The following is a 20,182-nucleotide window of genomic DNA, read 5'->3' as shown; positions in this document are numbered from 1 at the left end:
GTTCAGCCGGGTCGGGGCGTCCCCTGGCCTCCGCCGCACTTCGGCCTAGGACGCTGCGGACCGGGGCTCCGCGGCCGTCCGGGACAGCGCGTCGGCCACGATTTCGGCGACCTCGCGGTGCTGGGCGTCGAGGAAGAAGTGCCCGCCCGGCATGACGTGGAGGGAGAACGCGCCCGTCGTGTGACCGGCCCACGCCTCGACGTCGCTCCGGCCGGTCCGGGGGTCGTCCTGCCCGGTCAGCGCGACGAGGGGGACGCGGAGCGGGGCGCCGGGCCGGTACTCGTAGCCGTCGATGGCCCGGTAGTCGGCGCGGAGGGCCGGCAGGATCATCTGGAGGACGTCGTCGTCCTCCAGCAGGCGAGCGTCGGTGCCGTCCAGGGACTTGATCTCGGCGATCAGACCGTGGTCGTCCCGCCGGCGCACGCTCTCCGGACGCCGGATCGACGGGGCGCGCCGACCCGAGACGAACAGCGCGACCGGCGGGGTGCCCTCCGCCTCCAGCCGGCGGGCCACCTCGAAGGCGACCGTGGCCCCCATGCTGTGTCCGAAGAGCGCTAACGGACGGTCGTCGAGGGCGCCGACGACATCGGAGACGCGCCGGGCGAGTTCGAGGATGTCCGGGATCGGTTCTTCGCGATGCCGGTCCTGGCGTCCCGGATACTGCACGCTCCACACTTCCAGCCTCGCGGAAAGGTCTCCGGAGAACTGGCGGAAACAACTCGCCGCGCCTCCCGCATGCGGGAAACATATCAGCCGGACGCCGTCCTCCGGGCCTTCGTGGAAACGCCGGAGCCACAGTTTCTTGGCAGCACTCATCACCCTGTCCTCACCTACGTGGTCCGTCGGCTACATCGCTACATCATGCGGCAACACGGAGTGTGCGACCGCCTCCGTGCCGAGCCTACGCCGGAACCCGCATCGCCTTCCGCCGACCTTTGGTGCTGCTTTAGAACCGCCATCAACGATGGAGCCGGCGAGGACCCCACCGGAAGTGACGCGCGCTCACCGGCGGGGACGGGTTCGTATTCCTTCGATCGGCGCGGGATGTGACTGCCGCTGCTTTTATGGCGGTTGCGGAAATGCCGCGCCGGCCGCAACGGGACTCGGGCCGTCACGAACCGTGCTCATGGCTGGGTGACCTTGAATGGCGACTGAAGGACAGTTGGTCGACTACCTCAAGCGGGTCGCGGCCGACCTGCACGACACGCGGCAGCGCCTGCACGAGGTGGAGGAGCGGTATCGGGAGCCGGTGGCCGTGGTGGGGATGGCGTGCCGGTTTCCGGGGGGTGTGGGTTCGCCGGAGGAGTTGTGGGGTCTGGTGGCGGCGGGCCGGGATGTGATTTCGGGGTTTCCGGTGGATCGTGGGTGGGATTTGGAGGCGCTTTATCATCCGGATCCTGATCATCCGGGGACGTCGTATGTGCGTGAGGGCGGGTTCATCGAGGGCGCGGATCTGTTCGACGCGGCGTTCTTCGGAATCAACCCACGCGAGGCCCTCGACGCCAACCCGCAGCAGCGGTTGCTTCTGGAGACGGCGTGGGAGCTGCTGGAGCGGGCAGGTGTGCAGCCCACCTCGCTGAAAGGCACCCCGACCGGCGTTTACGTGGGGACGGCCACCACCGGCGACGGCGCGCGTGGAGAAGGGGTGACCGAGGGGTACGCGGGCAACGCCCCGAGCGTCCTCTCCGGCCGGGTCGCCTACACCCTCGGGCTCGAAGGCCCGGCGCTGACGGTCGAGACCGCGTGCTCCTCGTCGCTGGTCGCGACGCACCTGGCGGTCCACGCTCTCCGCCAAGGCGACTGCACGCTCGCCTTGGCAGGTGGTGTGACGGTGATGTCCACACCCGAAGTGTTCACCGGATTCTCGCGGCAGCGGGGGCTGTCCCCGGACGGCCGGTGCAAGGCGTTCGCGGCGTCGGCGGACGGGACCGGTTTCGCCGAGGGGGTGGGTCTGCTCCTGCTGGAGCGGTTGTCGGACGCGCGGCGCAACGGTCACCGGGTGCTGGCGGTGATTCGGGGTTCGGCGGTCAACCAGGACGGTGCCAGCAACGGCCTGAGCGCGCCGAACGGTCCTTCGCAGGAGCGGGTGATCCGCGCGGCACTGGCCGGTGCGGGACTGGCGGCCTCCGAGGTGGACGCGGTGGAGGCGCATGGAACCGGCACGAGGCTGGGTGATCCGATCGAGGCGCAGGCGCTGCTGGCGACCTATGGGCAGGGTCGTGCCGAGGAGCGTCCTTTGTGGCTCGGTTCGGTGAAGTCGAACATCGGCCATACGCAGGCGGCGGCGGGTGTGGCGGGTGTGATCAAGATGGTGATGGCGATGCGGCACGGGACGCTGCCGGCGTCCCTGCACATCGACGAGCCGTCGCAGTACGTGGACTGGGAGACCAGCGGGCTCCGGCTGCTGTCGGAGGCCCGGCCGTGGCCTGAGGTCGGCCGGCCGCGGCGTGCGGGAGTGTCGTCGTTCGGTTTCTCCGGGACCAACGCGCACCTGATCGTGGAGGAATCCCCCGAACCTGAGCCCGAGCCTGAGTCCGAGCCTGGGCGGGGGCCTGCCGAGAGTGCTGGTGTGGTGCCGTGGGTGGTGTCGGCACGCAGCGAGGAGGCGCTGCGTGCGCAGGCGCAGCGTCTGTCGGAGCATGTGGCGGCGCGTGCGGAGCTCTCGCCGGTTGAGGTGGGCTGGTCGCTGGTCAGGTCGCGGTCGGTGTTCGAGCACCGCGCGGTTGTCGTTGGCAACGATCCAGGCCCGGGTTTGGCGGCGTTGGCTTCGGGTCAGGTGCATCCGGATGTGGTGGCCGGTGTGGTGGGCGAATGCGGCCCGGGCCCGGTACTGGTGTTCCCTGGTCAGGGTTCGCAGTGGGTGGGGATGGGTGCGGAGTTGCTGGGGCAGTCTGCGGTGTTCGCGGCGCGGATGGCCGAGTGTGAGCAGGCCTTGGCCCCGCATGTGGACTGGTCGCTGTCGGAGGTGATCGGCGGTGACGGATCCGAGCTGGCCCGGGTGGATGTGGTGCAGCCCGTCCTGTGGGCGATCATGGTGTCGCTGGCGGCGGTGTGGGCCGATCATGGCGTGGTTCCGGCGGCGGTGATCGGGCACAGTCAGGGCGAGATCGCTGCCGCGTGCGTGGCCGGTGCGCTGTCTTTGGAGGACGCTGCGCGGGTGGTCGCCGTCCGCAGCAAGGCACTGCGTCAGCTGTCGGGCGGCGGCGCGATGGCCTCCATCGGCGCGGGCGCCGACCAAGTCCAAACACTCCTCAACACCACAGCGCAGGACGTAGCGCGAGACGCGGCGCCGGACATGGGGCGGGACGCGGCGCCGGATGCGGTGCGGGACGCGGCGCCGGATGCGGCGCCGGACACGGTGCGGGACACAGCGCAGGACGCGGTGCAGGTCGCGGCGGTTAACAGTCCCTCGGCCACCGTCATCTCCGGCCCGCCCGAGCAGATCCAGCAGGTGGTGACCGCAGCGCAGGAACAAGGGCTGCGCGCTCGGGTCATCGATGTCGACTACGCCTCGCATGGCCCGCAGGTCGACCAGATCACCGACCACCTCACCCACGCCCTCGCCGACATCACCCCCACCCCCACCGACACCGCCTTCTACTCCACCGTCACCGGCCAGCGCATCGACACCACCGCGCTGGACACCGCCTACTGGGTCACCAACCTGCGGCGGCCCGTCCGCTTCGCCGACACCCTCACCGCCCTCCTGCACGACGGCTACCGGGTGTTCATCGAGGCCAGCCCGCATCCGGTGTTGACGCCACCGATCCAAGAGTGCGCCGACCGGGCGGACCTGCGCGTCACCGCGGCACCGACCCTGCGACGCGACCATGGCGACCTCACCCAGATCACCCGGGCGGCCGCCACGGTCTTCACCGCCGGAACCAGCGTTGACTGGACCCGCTGGTTCCCCAGCGACCCGGCCCCCACCCTCGTCGACCTGCCCACCTATCCGTTCCAGCGGAAGCGGTTCTGGCCCACGGGCTGGCTGAAGGCCGCCGATCCCACGGGCCTCGGGTTGAGTGCGGCGGGGCATCCTCTGCTCGGTGCCGCCGTCGAGCTGGCCGAAGGCGACGCCTTCCTGCTGACCGGTCGTCTCGCGGCCTCCGCCGGGTCGTGGTTGAGCGATCACGTGGTGTCGGGGACGCCGGTGCTGGCCGGTGCGGTCCTGGTCGAATGGGCACTGCGCGCCGCCGACGGTGTCGGTTGCGCGAGCATCGACGATCTGACGCTGCGTGCGCCGCTGCCGCTGCCGGAATCGGGCGGGGTGCGCGTCCAGGTCGCGGTTGGGGCGGCGGACGCGGACGGCCGCCGCGAGGTGCAGATCTATTCGCGGCCGGACGGCGGGGCCGCCGGTGAGTGGGAGTGTCACGCCTCGGGAACCCTTGCGCCGCATCCCGTGTCCGGGGAGGTGCCGCCGGAGGCGTGGCCGCCACCGGGCGCGGAGCCGCTGGACGCCGAGCGGCTGTACGAGCGGGCGGCAGCGGCCGGGTACGGCTACGGTCCCGCGTTCCGGGGCGTGCGCGCCGTCTGGCGGGACGGGAACGACCTGCTGGCGGAGGTCGAACTGCCCGAAGCGGCCGGGGGTGAGGACGGGTTCGGCATCCATCCCGCACTGCTGGACGCCGCGCTGCATCCCGCGCTGCTCGCCGACCATTCCGGCGGCGCGAACGGCGGCGCGAGCGGCGGAGGCGACGGCAGCGAGGGCGACGGAAGCGACGGCGGCGCTCGGGTCTGGCTTCCGTTCGACTGGAGCGGGGTGTCTCTGCACGCGGTCGGGGCCAGGAGCGTGCGAGTGCGCCTGTCGCCGGGGGAGGAGCAGGACGAGGGCAGGCGTGTGCTGCGCCTCCTGGTGTCCGATCCGGCGGGCGCGCCGGTGCTGGCCGTCGATGCACTGTGGCTGCGGCAGGTCGATGGCCGGCGGTTCCGGGCGGCCGTCGCGGGTGGTGCCCCGAGCGGCCTGTTCACGCTGGACTGGACGCCGCTCGCCGCGGCCGGTACCGCGGCCGGTACCGCAACCGACACCGCGGCCGAAGGTGTGGTCGTCCTCGGTTCAGAGCCGGCGGGGGCGGGCGTGGTGGACGCGGCGCTCCGGACCGGCCCGCCGTCCTCATCGGTGCTGCTGGCGGAGGTCGGCGCGACCGGGACCGAGGAGAACGCCGCCGAGCAGGGGCGGGCCGCGGTGGCGCGCGTCCTCGAAGCGGCTCAGGCATGGCTCGCCGAACCGCGGCTGACGGACGTCACGCTGGCGTTCGTCACCAGAGGCGGACTCGCGGGCGCCGGAGTGGAAGGGCTGGTGCGCAGCGCCCAGGCCGAGCATCCGGACCGCTTCGTGCTCGTGGACGCCGATGCCGACTCCGGTGCCGATGCCGTGGCGGACGCCGTGCGGCGGGCGGTGGACGCGGGGGAGGGGCAGGTGCGGCTGCGCGATGGCCGGGTTCTGGTGCCCCGCCTCGTCCGGGTGACCGGCTCCGGTGGTGACGCCGGTTCGGCGGTGCCGCTCGCCGAGGACGACACCGTGGTGGTGACCGGCGGTACGGGCATGCTCGGCGGGCTGGTGGCCGAGCATCTCGTCCGGCGGCACGGCGCGCGCCGCCTGCTGCTGCTGTCGCGGCAGGGCGAGCGGGCGCCGGGCGCGGCGGAGCTTCGCGAGAGGCTCGGCGGCCTGGGAGCGCACGTCGGCGTGCGTTCGGTGGACGTCGCCGACGGGGAGGCGCTCGCGGAGGCCCTGGCGTCCATCCCGGACGGGCGCCCGCCGGCGGCCGTGGTCCACGCGGCGGGGGCGCTCGACGACGCGGTCCTGACGTCGCAGACCGCGGAGAGCCTGGAGCGCGTGTGGCGGCCGAAGGCCCTCGGCGCGTGGAACCTCCACGCGCTGACCCGCGACGTCCCGCTGAAGTTCTTCTGGGTCTTCTCGTCGGCGGCCGGCGTCATCGGCAACGCCGGGCAGGCGGGCTATGCGGCGGCCAACGCGTTCTGTGACGCGCTGATGGCCCGCCGCGCGGACGCCGGCCGTCCCGGTATGGCCGTGGCGTGGGGGTTGTGGGCCGAGGCGAGTGGAATGACCGCCCATCTGAGGAGGGGCGACCGGGCCCGGCTCCGCGGGATGCGCCCGCTGTCGGCCGAGCACGGCCTGGCCCTGCTGGACGCGGCCCGGCGGTCCGGGAAGGCCAACGTCGTGGCCGCGGATGTCGACGTCGCCGACGTCACCGCCGGTGAGCTGCCTCCGGCGCTGCGCGGCCTGGCGGGGCGGGTCCGGCGGCGGGCCGCGTCCGGCGGTGGCGCGCCCGCCCTGGCCGCGCGGCTGGCCGGCCTGGACGCCGCCGCGCGTTCCGAGGCGCTCTCGGGCATCGTCCGCGAGCACGTGGCGGCCGCCCTCGGCCACGCCTCCCCGGACGAGGTGCGCGAGGAGGCCAAGTTCGAGGAGCTCGGGTTCGACTCGCTGACGGCCGTGGAGCTCCGCAACCGGCTGGCGGCGGCGACCGGGCTGCGCCTGCCCGCCACGCTCGTCTTCGACCATCCGACCCCCCGGGCTCTGGCCCGGCACCTGGGAATGCGGCTGGACGGCGTGAAGGCCCCGGCCGTTCCGGCGCGAGCGGCCGCGCGCACGGACGATCCCATCGCGATCGTGTCGATGGCCTGCCGCTACCCGGGTGGCGTGAAGTCTCCGGAGGACCTGTGGGAACTGGTGGCCTCGGGACGGGACGCGATCGGCGGCTTCCCGTCCGATCGCGGCTGGGACCTGGAGCGGCTCTTCGCCCCGGACCCCGGCCGGGCGGGGACGAGCCGCACCCGCGAGGGCGGGTTCCTGTACGAGGCGGGGGAGTTCGACGCCGCGTTCTTCGGGATCAGTCCCCGCGAGGCGCTGGCGGCCGATCCGCAGCAGCGGCTGCTGCTGGAGACCGCCTGGGAGACCATCGAGCGGGCGGGGATCGCCCCGACCTCGCTCGCGGGGACGCCGACCGGCGTGTTCACGGGCGTCATGTACCACGACTACGCCAGCGGGGCGGCCGACGGGGACCCGAAGCTGGAGGGCTACGTGATGCCCGGCGTGGGCAGCGCGGTCCCCGGCCGGGTCGCCTACACGCTCGGCCTGGAGGGGCCCGCGGTGACGGTGGACACGGCGTGCTCGTCGTCGCTGGTGGCGGTGCACCTGGCAGCCGACGCGCTGCGCCGGGGCGAGTGCGACCTCGCGCTGGCGGGCGGCGTCGCGGTGATGGCCACCCCGGGGCTCTTCGTCGGCTTCTCCCGGCAGGGAGGCTTGGCTCCCGACGGCCGCTGCAAGTCGTTCGCGGCGGCGGCGGACGGCACGGGCTGGGGCGAGGGCGTCGGCCTGCTGCTGCTGGAGCGGCTGTCGGACGCGCGGCGCAACGGGCACCGGGTGCTGGCGGTGGTGCGCGGGTCGGCGGTCAACCAGGACGGCGCGAGCAACGGCTTCACCGCGCCGAACGGCCCGTCCCAGGAGCGGGTGATCGCGGCGGCGCTGGCGTCCGCGGGGCTCACGACGGCCGACGTGGACACGGTGGAGGCGCACGGCACGGGGACGACGCTGGGTGATCCGATCGAGGCGCAGGCGTTGCTGGCGACCTACGGGCAGGGCCGCGCGCCGGAGCGTCCGCTGTGGCTGGGGTCGATCAAGTCCAACATCGGGCACACGCAGGCGGCGGCGGGTGTGGCGGGTGTGATCAAGATGGTGATGGCGATGCGGCACGGGACGCTGCCGGCGTCCCTGCACATCGACGAGCCGAGCCCGCACGTGGACTGGTCCTCGGGCGAGGTGCGGCTGCTGACCGAACCGGTGCCCTGGACCGGGGACGACCGCCCCCGCCGCGCCGGGGTCTCGTCGTTCGGCGCCTCCGGCACCAACGCGCACGTGATCATCGAGGAGGCCGGCGGCGCCGCGTCCGGGGACGAGGCCGGGCCGGCCGGAACGGGACCGGTCGAGAGGCGCCCGGCCGGTGCGGTGCCGTGGGTGGTGTCGGCGCGGAGCCGGGCGGCGCTGGAGGCGCAGGCGGCCCTGCTGGCGGGCGTGGAGGGCGAACCGGTCGACGTGGGCTGGTCGCTGCTGCGGTCGCGGGCGTCGTTCGAGCACCGCGCGGTGGCGGTCGGGTCCGCGCGGGAGGAGCTGGCGGCGGAGCTGGCGGCGGCCGCCGGGACGCCGGTCGAACCGGTGGCCGGGGAGCAGGTGTGGCTGTTCTCCGGGCAGGGCTCCCAGCGGGTGGGGATGGGCGCGGGACTCTACGAGCGGTTCCCGCTGTTCGCCGCCGCCTTCGACGAGGTGTGCGATCTGCTGGACCCCTATCTGGAGCGTCCGCTGAAGCAGGTGGCGTTCTCCGGTCCCGCCGAGGTCCTCGACCACACCGCCTACGCGCAGGCGGCCCTGTTCGCCGTCCAGGTGGGGCTGGCGCGGCTGCTGGGCTCGATGGGGCTGCGGCCGGACGCGGTCGTGGGCCACTCGATCGGTGAGATCGCCGCCGCGCACGTGGCCGGGGTGCTGGACGTGGAGAACGCCGCGCGGCTGGTGGGGGCGCGAGCGAGCCTGATGGGGCGGCTGCCGGCGGGCGGCGCCATGGTGGCCGTCCAGGCCGGGATCGACGAGGTCGCGGTCCCGGAGGGCGTGAGCGTCGCGGCGCTGAACACCCCGGACAGCACGGTGCTCTCCGGGCCGGCCGACCTGGTGGACCGCGTCGCGGCCGGCTGGCGTGAACGGGGACGCAAGACCAGGCGGCTGCGGGTCAGCCACGCGTTCCACTCGGCGCTGATGGACCCGATGCTGGAGGAGTTCGCGGACGCGATCGGCGGCCTGCCGTTCGCCGCGCCGTCCATCCCGCTGATCAGCAACGTGACCGGCGAGGCGGCGGACGCGCGGATCGCCGGCCCGGAGTACTGGGTGCGGCAGGTGCGGGAACCGGTGCGGTTCCATCCGGCGGTCGCCCGGCTCGCCGACCGGACCGGCGTGTTCCTGGAACTCGGCCCGGACCCGGTGCTCGCCACCGCGGTGCAGCACACCGTCGACGACGCGCGGGCGCTGGCGGTGCTCGACCGGAAGCGGCCGGACGCCACCGCCCTCGGGCAGGCCCTCGGGCGGCTGCACGCGGGCGGGATCGACGTGGACTGGAGCCCCTGGTTCCCCACCGACCCGCCGCCCCGCCTCGTCGACCTCCCCACCTATCCGTTCCAGCGCCGGAAGCACTGGCTCGCCGCCGCCCGGGGAGGGACCGGCGACGCCACCGGCCTCGGCCTGGACCCGGCCGGGCACCCGCTGCTCGGCGCGGCGATGCGGCTCGCGGACGGGGACACGCACGTCCTGACCGGCCGGCTGCCCGCAGCCGACGGCGGCGGCTGGCTCACCGAGCACCGCGTCCTCGACACCGCCCTCCTGCCCGGGACCGCGCTGGTCGAGTGCGCCCTCCGGGCGGCCGGCGAGGCGGGGTGCTCCGGAGTTGAGGAGCTGACCCTGCGGGCGCCGCTGGTGCTCGCCGCCTCCGGCGGCCTCCCGATCCAGGTCGTGGTGAGCCCGCCCGAGGCCGACGGGCGCCGGCCGATGCGGCTGTTCTCCCGTCCCGGCGACCAGTGGGTCTGCCACGCCGAGGGCGTCCTGGCGCCGGAGCCGTCCGGCACGGCGGAGGCACTCGGCGGCCAGTGGCCTCCGGCGAACGCCGAACCGCTCCCGGTGGACGGCTTCTACGAGCGCGTCGCGGCGGCCGGCTACGCGTACGGCCCCGCGTTCCAGGGCATGCGCGCGGTCTGGCGGGACGGAGCGGACCTGCTGGCCGAGGTCGTCCTGCCGGAGGAGGCCGGGGAGCCCGGCGGCTTCGCCCTCCACCCGGCCCTGCTGGACGCCGCGCTGCACCCGGCGCTGCTGGCGGGCGGACCGGGCGGACCGGGCGGCGAGGGCGCCTACCTCCCGTTCATCTGGAGCGGGGTGTCGCTCTGGGCGAGGGAGGCGCGGAGCGTGCGGGTCCGGCTGACCCCCGTGGAGCCGGACGGGCTCCGGGTGACGGTGACCGACGCGGCAGGGGCTCCCGTGCTGGGCGTCGAGCGGCTCGTGCTGCGTCCCGCGGATCCCGCGCAGTTCCGCTCCCCGTCGCGCGGCGTCGACGGACTGTTCGAGGTCGCGTGGACACCGGCGCGGGAACCGGCCGCCTCGGCCCCGGTGCCCGCGGACGAGCCGCTGGTCGCCGAGGTCGGCACGGCGGACGAGGCGTTGCGGCGGGTGCGGGAACGGCTGGCCGGCGCCGGACCCGGCGACGAACGGCCGCTGGTGATCGTCACGCGTGGCGCCGTGGGGGAGCGCCCCGACCCGGACGCCGCGGCGGTCTGGGGCCTGGTGCGGTGCGCGCAACTGGAGAATCCCGAGCGGTTCGTCCTGCTCGACGTCGCCGAGGGCGCGGACGTCGCGACCGCCGTCGCGGCGGCCCTCGGCGCCGGCGAGCCGCAGGCGGCGGTGCGCGACGGCGGCGTGCTGGTGCCGCGCCTGGTGCGGGCCGGTGCGCCCCGGGAACTGGCGGGCCCCGCCGGGGCACGGGCGTGGCGGCTGACCGCGGAGAACACCTCGACGCTGGAGGACGTGTCGGCCGAGGCCTGCCCCGAGGTGCTGGAGCCGCTGCGCGCCGGGCAGGTGCGGATCGAGGTCCGCGCGGCCGGGATCAACTTCCGGGACGTGCTGATCGCGCTCGGCATGGTCCCGGGGTTCGGCGGCATCGGAGGCGAAGGCGCCGGGGTGGTCGTGGAGGTCGGGCCCGGCGTCGCGGGCGTGGCGCCCGGCGACTCGGTGATGGGCCTGTTCGGCGGCGCGTTCGGTCCGTTGACGGTGGCGGACGCACGCGCAATCGTCCCGGTACCGGACGGCTGGGACTTCCGGGACGCCGCCGGTGTCGCGGTCGCGTTCCTCACCGCCTGGTACGGCCTGGTCGACCTGGCCGGGCTGCGGCCGGGCGAGTCGGTGCTCGTCCACGCCGCGACCGGCGGTGTCGGCCGCGCGGCCGTGCAGATCGCCCGGCATCTGGGCGCGCACGTCTACGCGACGGCCAGTCCCGCGAAGCACGCGCTGCTGGAGGAGATGGGGATCGACGAGGCGCACCGCGCCTCCTCCCGCGACCTGGACTTCGAGGACCGGATCCGCTCGGCCACCGGCGGCCGGGGCGTGGACGTGGTGCTGAACAGCCTGGCCGGCGAGTTCACCGACGCGTCCCTGCGCCTGCTGGCCGAGGGCGGCCGGTTCCTGGAGATGGGCAAGACCGACGTCCGGGAGGACCCGGGTGTCTGGTACCGGGCGTTCGACCTGGTGACCGACGCGGCCCCCGACCGGATCGCGTCCATGCTCGCCGAGCTGCGCGAGCTGTTCGTCTCAGGTCGGCTACGCCCGCTGCCGGTGCAGGCATGGCCGCTCGGACGGGCCCGCGAGGCCCTCCGCCACATGAGCCAGGCCCGCCATACCGGCAAGCTCGTCCTGGACGTCCCCGCCGCGATCGACCCCGGCGGCACGGTGCTGATCACCGGCGGCACCGGCGCCCTGGGCCCGCTCGTGGCCGAGCACCTCGTCCGGAACTGGGGCGTCCGGCACCTGACGCTGGTGGGCCGCCGCGGTCCCGGCGCGCCCGGCGCCGCGGAGCTGGCCGACCGCCTGGACGCGGAGGTCACCGTCGTCGCGGCCGACGTCGGCGACCCGGACGCCGTGCGCGACCTCGTCGCCGGGATCGACCCGGCGCATCCGCTGACCGGAGTGGTGCACGCCGCGGGCATCGTCGACGACGGGCTGGTGACCGCCCTGACCCCGGAGCGGATGGCCGAGGTCTGGCGGGTCAAGGCCGGCGGCGCCGCCCACCTGCACGCCGCGACCGCCGACCTCAGGCTCGGCCTCTTCGTGGTGTTCTCGTCGCTGGCCGCCACCTCCGGCAGCCCCGGCCAGGCCGCCTACGCCGCCGCGAACGCCTACTGCGACGCCCTCATGGCCCGGCGCCGCGCCGCCGGGCTGCCGGGCCTGTCGATCGGGTGGGGGCTGTGGGAACCGGCAGGCGGCATGACCGGCGGGCTCACCGGCACCGACCTGCGCCGCATGAGGACCGGCGGGATGTCCCCGCTCGGCGCCGAGCAGGGGCTGGCGCTGCTGGACGGCGCGCTCGAACACGGGACGGCGCACCTCGTCGCGGCCGACCTGGACGTCGCCGGGCGCCCGGCCGACACGCTGCCGCCCCTCCTGCGGAGCCTGGCGCCGGACGCGGGCACCGCCCACCGGGCCGCCGCGAACGGGCACCGGAAGGTCGACTGGGCCGGGCAGCTCGCCGGGCTGTCCCCCGAGGACCAGCAGGCCATGCTGCTCGGCCTCGTCCGGACGCACGCCGCGTCCGTGCTCGGGCACGCCGACCCGGACGCGCTGCGCGCCGACACCCAGATGAAGGACCTCGGGTTCGACTCCCTGACCGCCGTCGAACTGCGCAACCGGCTGTCGGCGGCCACCGGTCTGCGGCTGCCCGCCGCGCTCGCCTTCACCTATCCGTCCCCGGCGGCCATCGCCGGTCATCTGCGCGAGCGCCTCGTCCCCGCGCAGGCGGACCCGTCGGCCCCCGTCCTCGGCGAGGTCGACAGGCTGGAGGCGCTGATCGACCGGTTCGGCCCGGACGGGCCCACGCGCGGCCGGCTGGCCAAGCGGCTTGAGGCCCTGCTGTGGCGCCTGAGCGACTCCGGAGCGGACGGCACGGCCGTCGACGACGGCGCGCTGGAGTCCGCGTCCGACGACGAGATGTTCGAGCTCATCGACCGGGAACTGGGATCCGCCATGGGGAGCGAGGACTGATGTCGACCACGGAGGACAAGCTCCGCCAGTACCTGAAGCGGGTCACCCTCGACCTCGGCCGGACGCGTCAGCGCCTGCGCGAGGCCGAGGAGCGGTCCCGGGAGCCGCTGGCGGTGGTGAGCATGGCCTGCCGCCTTCCGGGCGGCGTCCGCTCGCCCGAGGACCTGTGGGACCTGGTGTCCTCCGGCCGGGACGCGATCGGCGAGTTCCCGGCCGACCGCGGCTGGGACCTGGAGAACCTCTATCACCCGGACCCCGACCACCCCGGCACCAGCTACACGCGGCACGGCGGCTTCGTGCCCGACGCCACGGACTTCGACGCCGGCTTCTTCTCCATCAGCCCCCGCGAGGCCCTGGCCGCCGAACCGCAGCAGCGCGTGCTGCTGGAGACCGCCTGGGAAGCGCTGGAAGGCGCCCGGATCGACCCGAACTCCCTGAAGGGGACGGAGACGGGCGTCTTCGCGGGCATCTCCAGCCAGGACTACCACACCGGCCTCGGCCCCCACGACGAGGTCGAAGGCTACATCGCCACCGGCAGCCTCGGCAGCGTCGTGTCGGGCCGGGTCGCCTACACCCTCGGACTGGAGGGCCCCGCCGTCACGGTGGACACGGCCTGTTCCTCGTCGCTGGTCGCCATCCACCTCGCCTGCAACGCGCTGCGCCGAGGCGAATGCGACCTCGCGCTGGCCGGAGGCGTCACCGTGCTGGCCACACCGACGGTCTTCGTCGAGTTCTCACGGCAGCGGGGACTGTCCCCGGACGGCCGGTGCAAGGCGTTCGCGGCGTCGGCGGACGGGACCGGTTTCGCCGAGGGGGTGGGTCTGCTCCTGCTGGAGCGGTTGTCGGACGCGCAGCGCAACGGTCACCGGGTGCTGGCGGTGATTCGCGGGTCGGCAATCAACCAGGACGGGGCCAGCAACGGCCTGAGCGCACCCAACGACGTCGCCCAGGAGCGGGTGATCCGGCGGGCACTGGCCGACGCCCGCCTGCCCTCGTCCGAGGTGGACGCGGTGGAGGCGCATGGAACCGGCACGAAGCTGGGTGATCCGATCGAGGCGCAGGCGTTGCTGGCGACCTATGGGCAGGGTCGTGCCGAGGAGCGCCCTTTGTGGCTCGGTTCGGTGAAGTCGAACATCGGGCACACGCAGGCGGCGGCGGGTGTGGCGGGTGTGATCAAGATGGTGATGGCGTTGCGGCACGGGGTGTTGCCGGCGTCGTTGCATATCGATGAGCCGTCGGAGTTCGTGGAGTGGGATGGCGGTGGGGTGCGGCTGCTGTCGGAGGCCCGGCCGTGGCCTGAGGCCGGTCGGCCGCGGCGTGCGGGGGTGTCGTCGTTCGGCTTCTCCGGGACCAACGCGCACCTGATCGTGGAGGAGGCCCCCGAACCTGAGTCCGAGCCTGAGTCCGAGCCTGAGGCAGACTCCGGGCGGGGAGCTGCTGCGGGCGCTGGTGTGGTGCCGTGGGTGGTGTCAGCACGCAGCGAGGAGGCATTGCGCGCGCAGGCGCAGCGTCTGTCGGAGCATGTGGCGGCGCATGCGGAGCTCTCGCCGGCCGACGTGGGGTGGTCGCTGGTCAGGTCGCGGTCGGTGTTCGAGCACCGCGCGGTCGTGGTCGGCGGCGATCCAGGCCCGGGGTTGGCGGCGTTGGCGTCGGGTCAGGTGCATCCGGATGTGGTGGCCGGTGTGGTGGGCGAAAGCGGCCCGGGCCCGGTACTCGTCTTCCCCGGTCAGGGCTCGCAGTGGGTGGGCATGGGCGCGCAGCTGCTGGGGCAGTCTGCGGTGTTCGCGGCGCGGATGGCCGAGTGCGAACAAGCCTTGGCGCCGCATGTGGACTGGTCGCTGAGCCAGGTGATCGGCGGCGACGGAGCTGACCTGGCTCGCGTGGATGTGGTCCAACCGGTGCTGTGGGCGATCATGGTGTCCTTGGCGGCGGTGTGGGCCGATCATGGCGTGGTTCCGGCTGCGGTGGTCGGGCACAGCCAGGGTGAGATCGCCGCCGCGTGCGTGGCCGGGGCGCTGTCTTTGGAGGACGCTGCGCGGGTGGTCGCGGTGCGCAGCAAGGCACTGCGGCAGCTGTCGGGCGGCGGCGCGATGGCTTCGCTGGGCCTCAGCGCCGAGCAGACCCAAACACTCCTCAACACCACAGCGCAGGACGGGGTGCAGGACGGGGTGCAGGTCGCGGCGGTCAACAGTCCCTCGGCCACCGTCATCTCCGGCCCGCCCGAGCAGATCCAGCAGGTGGTGACCGCAGCGCAGGAACAGGGACTGCGCGCCCGGGTCATCGACGTCGACTACGCCTCCCACGGCCCGCAGGTCGACCAGATCACCGACCACCTCACCCACACCCTGACCGGCATCGAACCGGCCGCCACCCAGGTCGCCTTCTACTCCACCGTCACCGGGCAACGACAAGACGGCGACCTGCTCGACACCGCCTACTGGGTCACCAACCTGCGCCGGCCCGTCCGCTTCGCCGACACCCTCACCACCCTCCTGCACGACGGCTACCGGGTGTTCATCGAGGTCTCCCCGCACCCGGTCCTGACTCCAGCGATCGAAGACTGCGCCGACCGGACGGACCTGCGCGTCACCACAACCCCCACCCTGCGACGCGACCACGGCGACCTCACCCAGATCACCCGAGCAGCCGCCACCCTCTTCACCACCGGAACCCCCATCGACTGGACCCGCTGGTTCCTCACCGACCCCCCACCCACCCTCATCGACCTGCCCACCTACCCCTTCCAACGAAAGCGGTACTGGCTCCCGGACGGCACACCGTCTCTCGCGGTGCCCGGACCGCAGGACGAGGAGGAGGCCCGATTCTGGACGGCCGTCGAGCGCGGGGACGCGGAGGCCTTGTCCGACGCACTCGCGCTCGCCGAGGACGACGACGGCAGGTCTTCGCTCGACGCGGTCCTGCCCGTCCTGTCGCGGTGGCGGCGGGAGCGCCGGGACCGGTCGGCGGCCGACTCCTGGCGCCATCGCGTCGAGTGGCGGCGGGTTGCCGCCGGGCCTGCCGGTCGCCCGCCGGCGGGGTCGTGGCTGATCGTCCGGCCGCGGGACGTCGCCGGCGACTGGGCGCGGGCGTGCGCGGCCGCGCTGGACGCCGGCGGCTGCCGGGTGAGCCACCTCGACATCGACCCCGAGGTGGGCAGGGCCGACCTCGGTGCCGCCCTTAGGGAGCGGTTCGCCGCGGTGGACGCGCCGCCGCTGCGCGTGCTGTCGTTGCTGGCGCTCGATGAGGGCAAGGACGGGTTCCGCGGGCTCACGGCCAGTCTCACCTTGCTTCAGGCGCTGGTGGACGCCGGAGCGGAGACGTCGCTGTGGGCGGTGACGTGCGGAGCGGTCTCGGCTGGCGACGACGGCGGTCCGGAGCGTCCCGCCCAGGCGCGGTTGTGGGGACTCGGCCGGGTGGCGGCGCTCGAACACCCGGCCGTTTGGGGCGGGCTCGTGGACCTGCCGCCCGCGCCGTCCGACCTTGACCCGGTCCACCTGCGGGAGGCGCTCGGCCGCGAGGACGGCGAGGACCAGATGGCGTTGCGCCCGGCCGGTGTCCTCGGTCGCCGGCTGGTCGAGGACCCGCTCGGGGCCGACCAGCCGCGCCTGGAGTGGCGGCCGGCCGGTGCGGTGCTCGTCAACGGCGGCCTGGACGGCCCGGCCGGGTGGGTCGCGCGGTGGCTGGCGGAGCATGGCGCGGAACCCGTCTTCGTCCTCGACCCCGCCGGGGCGGCGTCCGAGACGCCGGGCGTGACCGTCGTCGATTCCGTTCCGGCCGACGCCGACATCAGGATGCTCGTGCACGCCACGGCGTCCGGCGCGCTGGCGCCGCTCTGCGAGACCACCCCGGAGGCTCTGGCGGAGGCGGTGCGCGCGAGCCTGGGCGCCGTGCTCGACGTCGAGGAGAGAGGCGGCCTGCGGGCCGGTGACACCGTCGTCCACTTCTCGTCCGTCGCCGCCACCTGGGGCAGCCGGGATCACGGCGCGTACGCGGCCGCGGCCGCCCATCTGGACGCGCTGGCACAGCGGCGCCGCGCGAGCGGCGTCCACGCCGTCTCGGTGGCGTGGGGCATGTGGGACGTTCCGGACGACGAGGCGGAGCAGGCGGGGCGGGTCCGTCCGCACATCGAGCGCGCCCGGCGCCAGGGGCTCGTGCCGATGCGGCCCGGGACGGCGTTCACCGCCCTGCACCGGATCCTGCAACGGGACGACCCGTACACGGTGGTGGCCGACATCGCGTGGCGGCGGTTCGCGGCGCTGTTCACCCTGGAGCGCCGGACGCGGCTGTTCGACGAGCTGCCCGCGGCGATGGAGGTCATCGGGACCGCGCGAGGATCCGGCGAGGAGGCGGCGGAGGCGGTCGAGGCGCTGCGGCGCGAGCTGGCGGCGCGGCCCGAGGCCGAGCGGCACGGGGTGCTGCTGGCGCTGGTGCGCTCGCACGCGGCGGCCGCGTTGCGGCACGCGGGGCCGGAGGAGGTGGACCCGCACCGCCCGTTCCAGGACCTCGGGTTCGACTCGCTCGCGGCGGTCGAGCTGCGGAACCGCCTGCGGGCGGCGACCGGGTTGCGGCTGCCCGCGACGCTGGTGTTCGACTATCCGACTCCGGACGCCCTGGCGGGATGGCTGCTGGGCGAGGTGCTGCCGGCGGGCATGGGGGCCGCGCTTCCGGCGTTCGGCCGGTTGGACGACCTGGAGGCGGCGCTGGCCGCCCTGCCGCCTGAGGATCTGCGGAGCAGCGGCCTCATCGACCGGTTGCAGACGCTGCTGTGGAAGTACGGCGATCCGGCTGTGGCCGGCTCCGAGCCGGGCGGGGACTCGGCGGACCTGACGAAGGCGACCGCCGACGAGATGTTCGCGCTGCTGGACCGCGAGCTGGGCGCCTGACACCGCCTGACCCCGCCTGACGCCCGGCGCGTGGCAGACCGCCCGGCGGCATGCGCCGGGCGGTTCGCCATGAGCGGGACGGCAACGGCGCCGCACGCCAGCGCCGCCTTACGCAGCCGCCGTTACGCGCGCTGCCGTCATGCGCGCCGCCGTTACGTGCGCGGCCGTCATGCGCGCTGCCGTCAAGCGCGCTGCCGTGATGCGCGCTGCCGTGATGCGCGCCGCCGTCATGCGGGCCGCCGTCATGCGCGCCGCCGTCATGCGGGCCGCCGTCATGCGCGCCGCCGTCATGCGCGCCGCCCTACGCGCGCCGCCCTACGCGGCGGCCGTTACGTGCGCGTCGTTATGCGTGCTGGCGGGTTGCGTCGGCCTGGGCGGTGGCGTCGGGGTGCCGTGCCACTCCGACGGTCATGTCCGTCATCCCCCAGAACGCCCGGACGTGGCATCCCAGGCCCTCGTCGTTGAACTCGACGATGCCGATGATGTACAGACTCATCACCGCCGGCGTCCGCAGGACGACCCTGGCCGGGGTGACGACGAACCGGCCGCACATCGACGTCACCGATTCCCCGGGCGTCTCCTCGACGTGGTTCTCGACGGACAGGACCAGGTGCCGGCGGAGGGCCTCCCGGCCCACCGTGGGCGGCCGTCCCACGGGGTCCTCGAAGACGACGTCGTCGGTGAACAGGTCCAGGGCGCCTTCGACGTCGCCCGCGTTCAGCCGTCGCGCGTACTCCTGCACCATCGCCTTGCGGAACGCCTCGTCGGGCATCGGAACCTCCAGGTTTCGGTCGACCGGCCCGAGCGGATCAGCCGATGACGTCGAGATCGGACTTTCCCCAGAACGCCTGCGACTCGCGGATGAGGCCGGTCTCGTCGATCTGGAGCAGCAGCATGCAGCGGCGCTTGAGGCGCTTGCCCGCGGGATCGGCCGGGGGGACCAGCCAGCCCCGCTCGGCGTAGACGGGTCCGCGGGGGAGGTAGTCCATCACGGCGGTGACCGGGATGAAGGCGTGCATGCCGTCCTGTCCGGCGACCGGCTCGCCGGGGACCTCCCGCAGGCCCGCGGCGACCGCCTCCTCGAAGTGGGCGCGCAGGGCGTCCCGGCCGGTCCGCACGTTCCATCCGACGGGGTCGGCGAACGTGGCACGGTCGGCGTACAGCTCCAGGATCGCGTCCACGTCCCCGGCGTTCACCCGGCGGCAGTGCTCCAGGGCCAGGTCCTTGCGGCCCCGCTCACTGGTCAGCGCTCTGTTCAACTGGTTCTCCCGTGGTGGTGCCTCGTCCGAGGTCGCGGTCGATGAAGGCGAGGAGCTCGTCGGCGCTGGCCGCCTCGATCCGGTCGGTCTCGGTCGCCTCCGCCACCGCGACCCCGCCCCGCCGTTCCGGCCGGTCCAGGCCCTCCAGCCGCTCCAGCGTGCTTCGCAGCCGGCCGGTCAGCGTCTCGTGGGCCGCGCCGTCCTGCGCGGCGACCGCCAGCAGCGCGCGTTCGAGCCGCTCGACCTCGCCGAGCACCGGGGTGAGCGGGTCGGCCTCCGGCGGGTCGAGCTCGGCGAGCAGGTGGCGGGCGAGCGCCGTGGGGTCGGCGTGGTCGAAGATGAGCGTGGCGGGCAGCCGCAGCCCGGTGGCGGCGGAGAGCCGGTTCCGCAGCTCGATCGCCGTCAGCGAATCGAAGCCGAGGTCCTGGAACCGCTGCGCGGCGGCGACCTGGTCGGCGCCGGCATGCCCGAGGACCAGCGCGACGTTGCCGCGCACCAGGTCGAGCACCGTCCGCTCCCGGTCGGCCTCCGAGAGCGCGGCCAGCCTGCGGACGAGGTCGGACGGAGCCGTGGTGTCGCTCTGCCGCGGGGCCGCACCGCGGAGGAGGTGCCGCAGCACGGCCGGCACCTCGTGGGCCTGGGCCTGGCGGCGTATCAGCGCCAGGTCGAGGCGGACGGGCACGAGCACGGGGGCGCCGTCGGCCAGGGCGGTGTCGAGCAGGGCCAGGCTCTCCTCGGCGCTCATCCCCACGACGCCCGTCCGGGTGTGGCGGGCGCGGTCGACCTCGCTGAGCCGTCCCCACATGCCCGTGTCCTCCTCCCAGAGGCCCCAGGCCAGGGACGTCGCCGGCTTGCCCAGCGCGTGCCGATGCTGGGCGAACGCGTCGAGGAAGGCGTTGGCCGCGGCGTAGGCGCCCTGGCCCGCGCCGCCGATCGTCCCGGCGACCGAGGAGAACAGCACGAACGCGGACAGGTCCAGGTCGCGGGTCAGCTCGTGCAGGTGGGCCGCGCCGTCGGCCTTGACGCGCAGGACGGCGTCGAGCTGCTCGGGGGTCGTCGACGGGACGGTGGCGTCCCGGACGATCCCGGCGGCGTGCACGACCGCGGTGAGCGGGTGCCGGTCGGGGACGGCCGCGAGCAGGCCGGCGAGGGCGGCGCGGTCGCCGACGTCGCAGGCGGCGACGGTGACCTCCGCGCCGAGCCCGGTCAGCTCGGCGGCCAGGTCGGCGGCGCCCGGGGCGTCG

General features: G+C 74.5%; 7 protein-coding genes. 2 read left to right on the top strand and 5 right to left on the bottom strand.

From position 1 onward, the window contains the following. Nucleotides 1-45: 45 nt before the first annotated feature. Nucleotides 46-816: a thioesterase II family protein gene (locus E1300_RS08920; RefSeq protein ID WP_207399567.1), complete on the bottom strand. Its 771-nt coding sequence runs from the start codon at nt 814-816 to the stop codon at nt 46-48. A gap of 328 nt (nt 817-1,144) precedes the next feature. Between E1300_RS08920 and E1300_RS08915 the strand changes: the two genes are divergently transcribed. Both E1300_RS08915 and E1300_RS08910 read left to right on the top strand, forming a co-directional pair. Beyond that, a complete protein-coding gene (locus E1300_RS08915) occupies nt 1,145-12,796 on the top strand; it encodes a type I polyketide synthase (RefSeq protein WP_131756405.1) in 11,652 nt (3,883 codons plus the stop codon). Then, on the top strand, nt 12,796-17,679 hold the full coding sequence (locus tag E1300_RS08910; protein ID WP_131756404.1) for a type I polyketide synthase: 4,884 nt from the start codon (nt 12,796-12,798) through the stop codon (nt 17,677-17,679). Before E1300_RS08915 ends, E1300_RS08910 begins: the two co-directional genes overlap by 1 nt. A gap of 108 nt (nt 17,680-17,787) precedes the next feature. Here E1300_RS08910 and E1300_RS49910 read toward each other — a convergent pair whose 3' ends face one another. The 4 genes from E1300_RS49910 to E1300_RS08890 form a co-directional block, all read right to left on the bottom strand. Continuing rightward, complete coding sequence (locus E1300_RS49910) at nt 17,788-17,970, bottom strand: hypothetical protein (RefSeq protein ID WP_165502749.1); 183 nt, start codon at nt 17,968-17,970, stop codon at nt 17,788-17,790. Between the two features lie 52 nt (nt 17,971-18,022). Further along, on the bottom strand, nt 18,023-18,451 hold the full coding sequence (locus tag E1300_RS08900) for a nuclear transport factor 2 family protein (protein ID WP_131756403.1): 429 nt from the start codon (nt 18,449-18,451) through the stop codon (nt 18,023-18,025). A 37-nt stretch (nt 18,452-18,488) separates the two neighbouring features. Beyond that, a complete protein-coding gene (locus E1300_RS08895; RefSeq protein WP_207399566.1) occupies nt 18,489-18,938 on the bottom strand; it encodes a nuclear transport factor 2 family protein in 450 nt (149 codons plus the stop codon). Beyond that, nucleotides 18,916-20,182 (bottom strand): beta-ketoacyl reductase (locus E1300_RS08890; RefSeq protein WP_131756402.1); only part of this gene is annotated, 1,267 nt, incomplete at its 5' end. The genes E1300_RS08895 and E1300_RS08890, both read right to left, overlap by 23 nt.

Source organism: Actinomadura fibrosa (genome assembly GCF_900659615.1).
GTDB lineage: Bacteria > Actinomycetota > Actinomycetes > Streptosporangiales > Streptosporangiaceae > Spirillospora > Spirillospora fibrosa.
This window is presented reverse-complemented; position numbering and strand designations above follow the sequence as displayed.

What these genes read in the sequence shown, in the direction of transcription:
- E1300_RS08920 (WP_207399567.1), bottom strand. Translation starts at nt 816, where the DNA reads ATGAGTGCTGCCAAGAAACTGTGGCTCCGGCGTTTCCACGAAGGCCCG.
- E1300_RS49910 (WP_165502749.1), bottom strand. Translation starts at nt 17,970, where the DNA reads ATGACGGCGGCGCGCATGACGGCGGCCCGCATGACGGCGGCGCGCATG.
- E1300_RS08910 (WP_131756404.1), top strand. Translation starts at nt 12,796, where the DNA reads ATGTCGACCACGGAGGACAAGCTCCGCCAGTACCTGAAGCGGGTCACC.
- E1300_RS08900 (WP_131756403.1), bottom strand. Translation starts at nt 18,451, where the DNA reads ATGCCCGACGAGGCGTTCCGCAAGGCGATGGTGCAGGAGTACGCGCGA.
- E1300_RS08915 (WP_131756405.1), top strand. Translation starts at nt 1,145, where the DNA reads ATGGCGACTGAAGGACAGTTGGTCGACTACCTCAAGCGGGTCGCGGCC.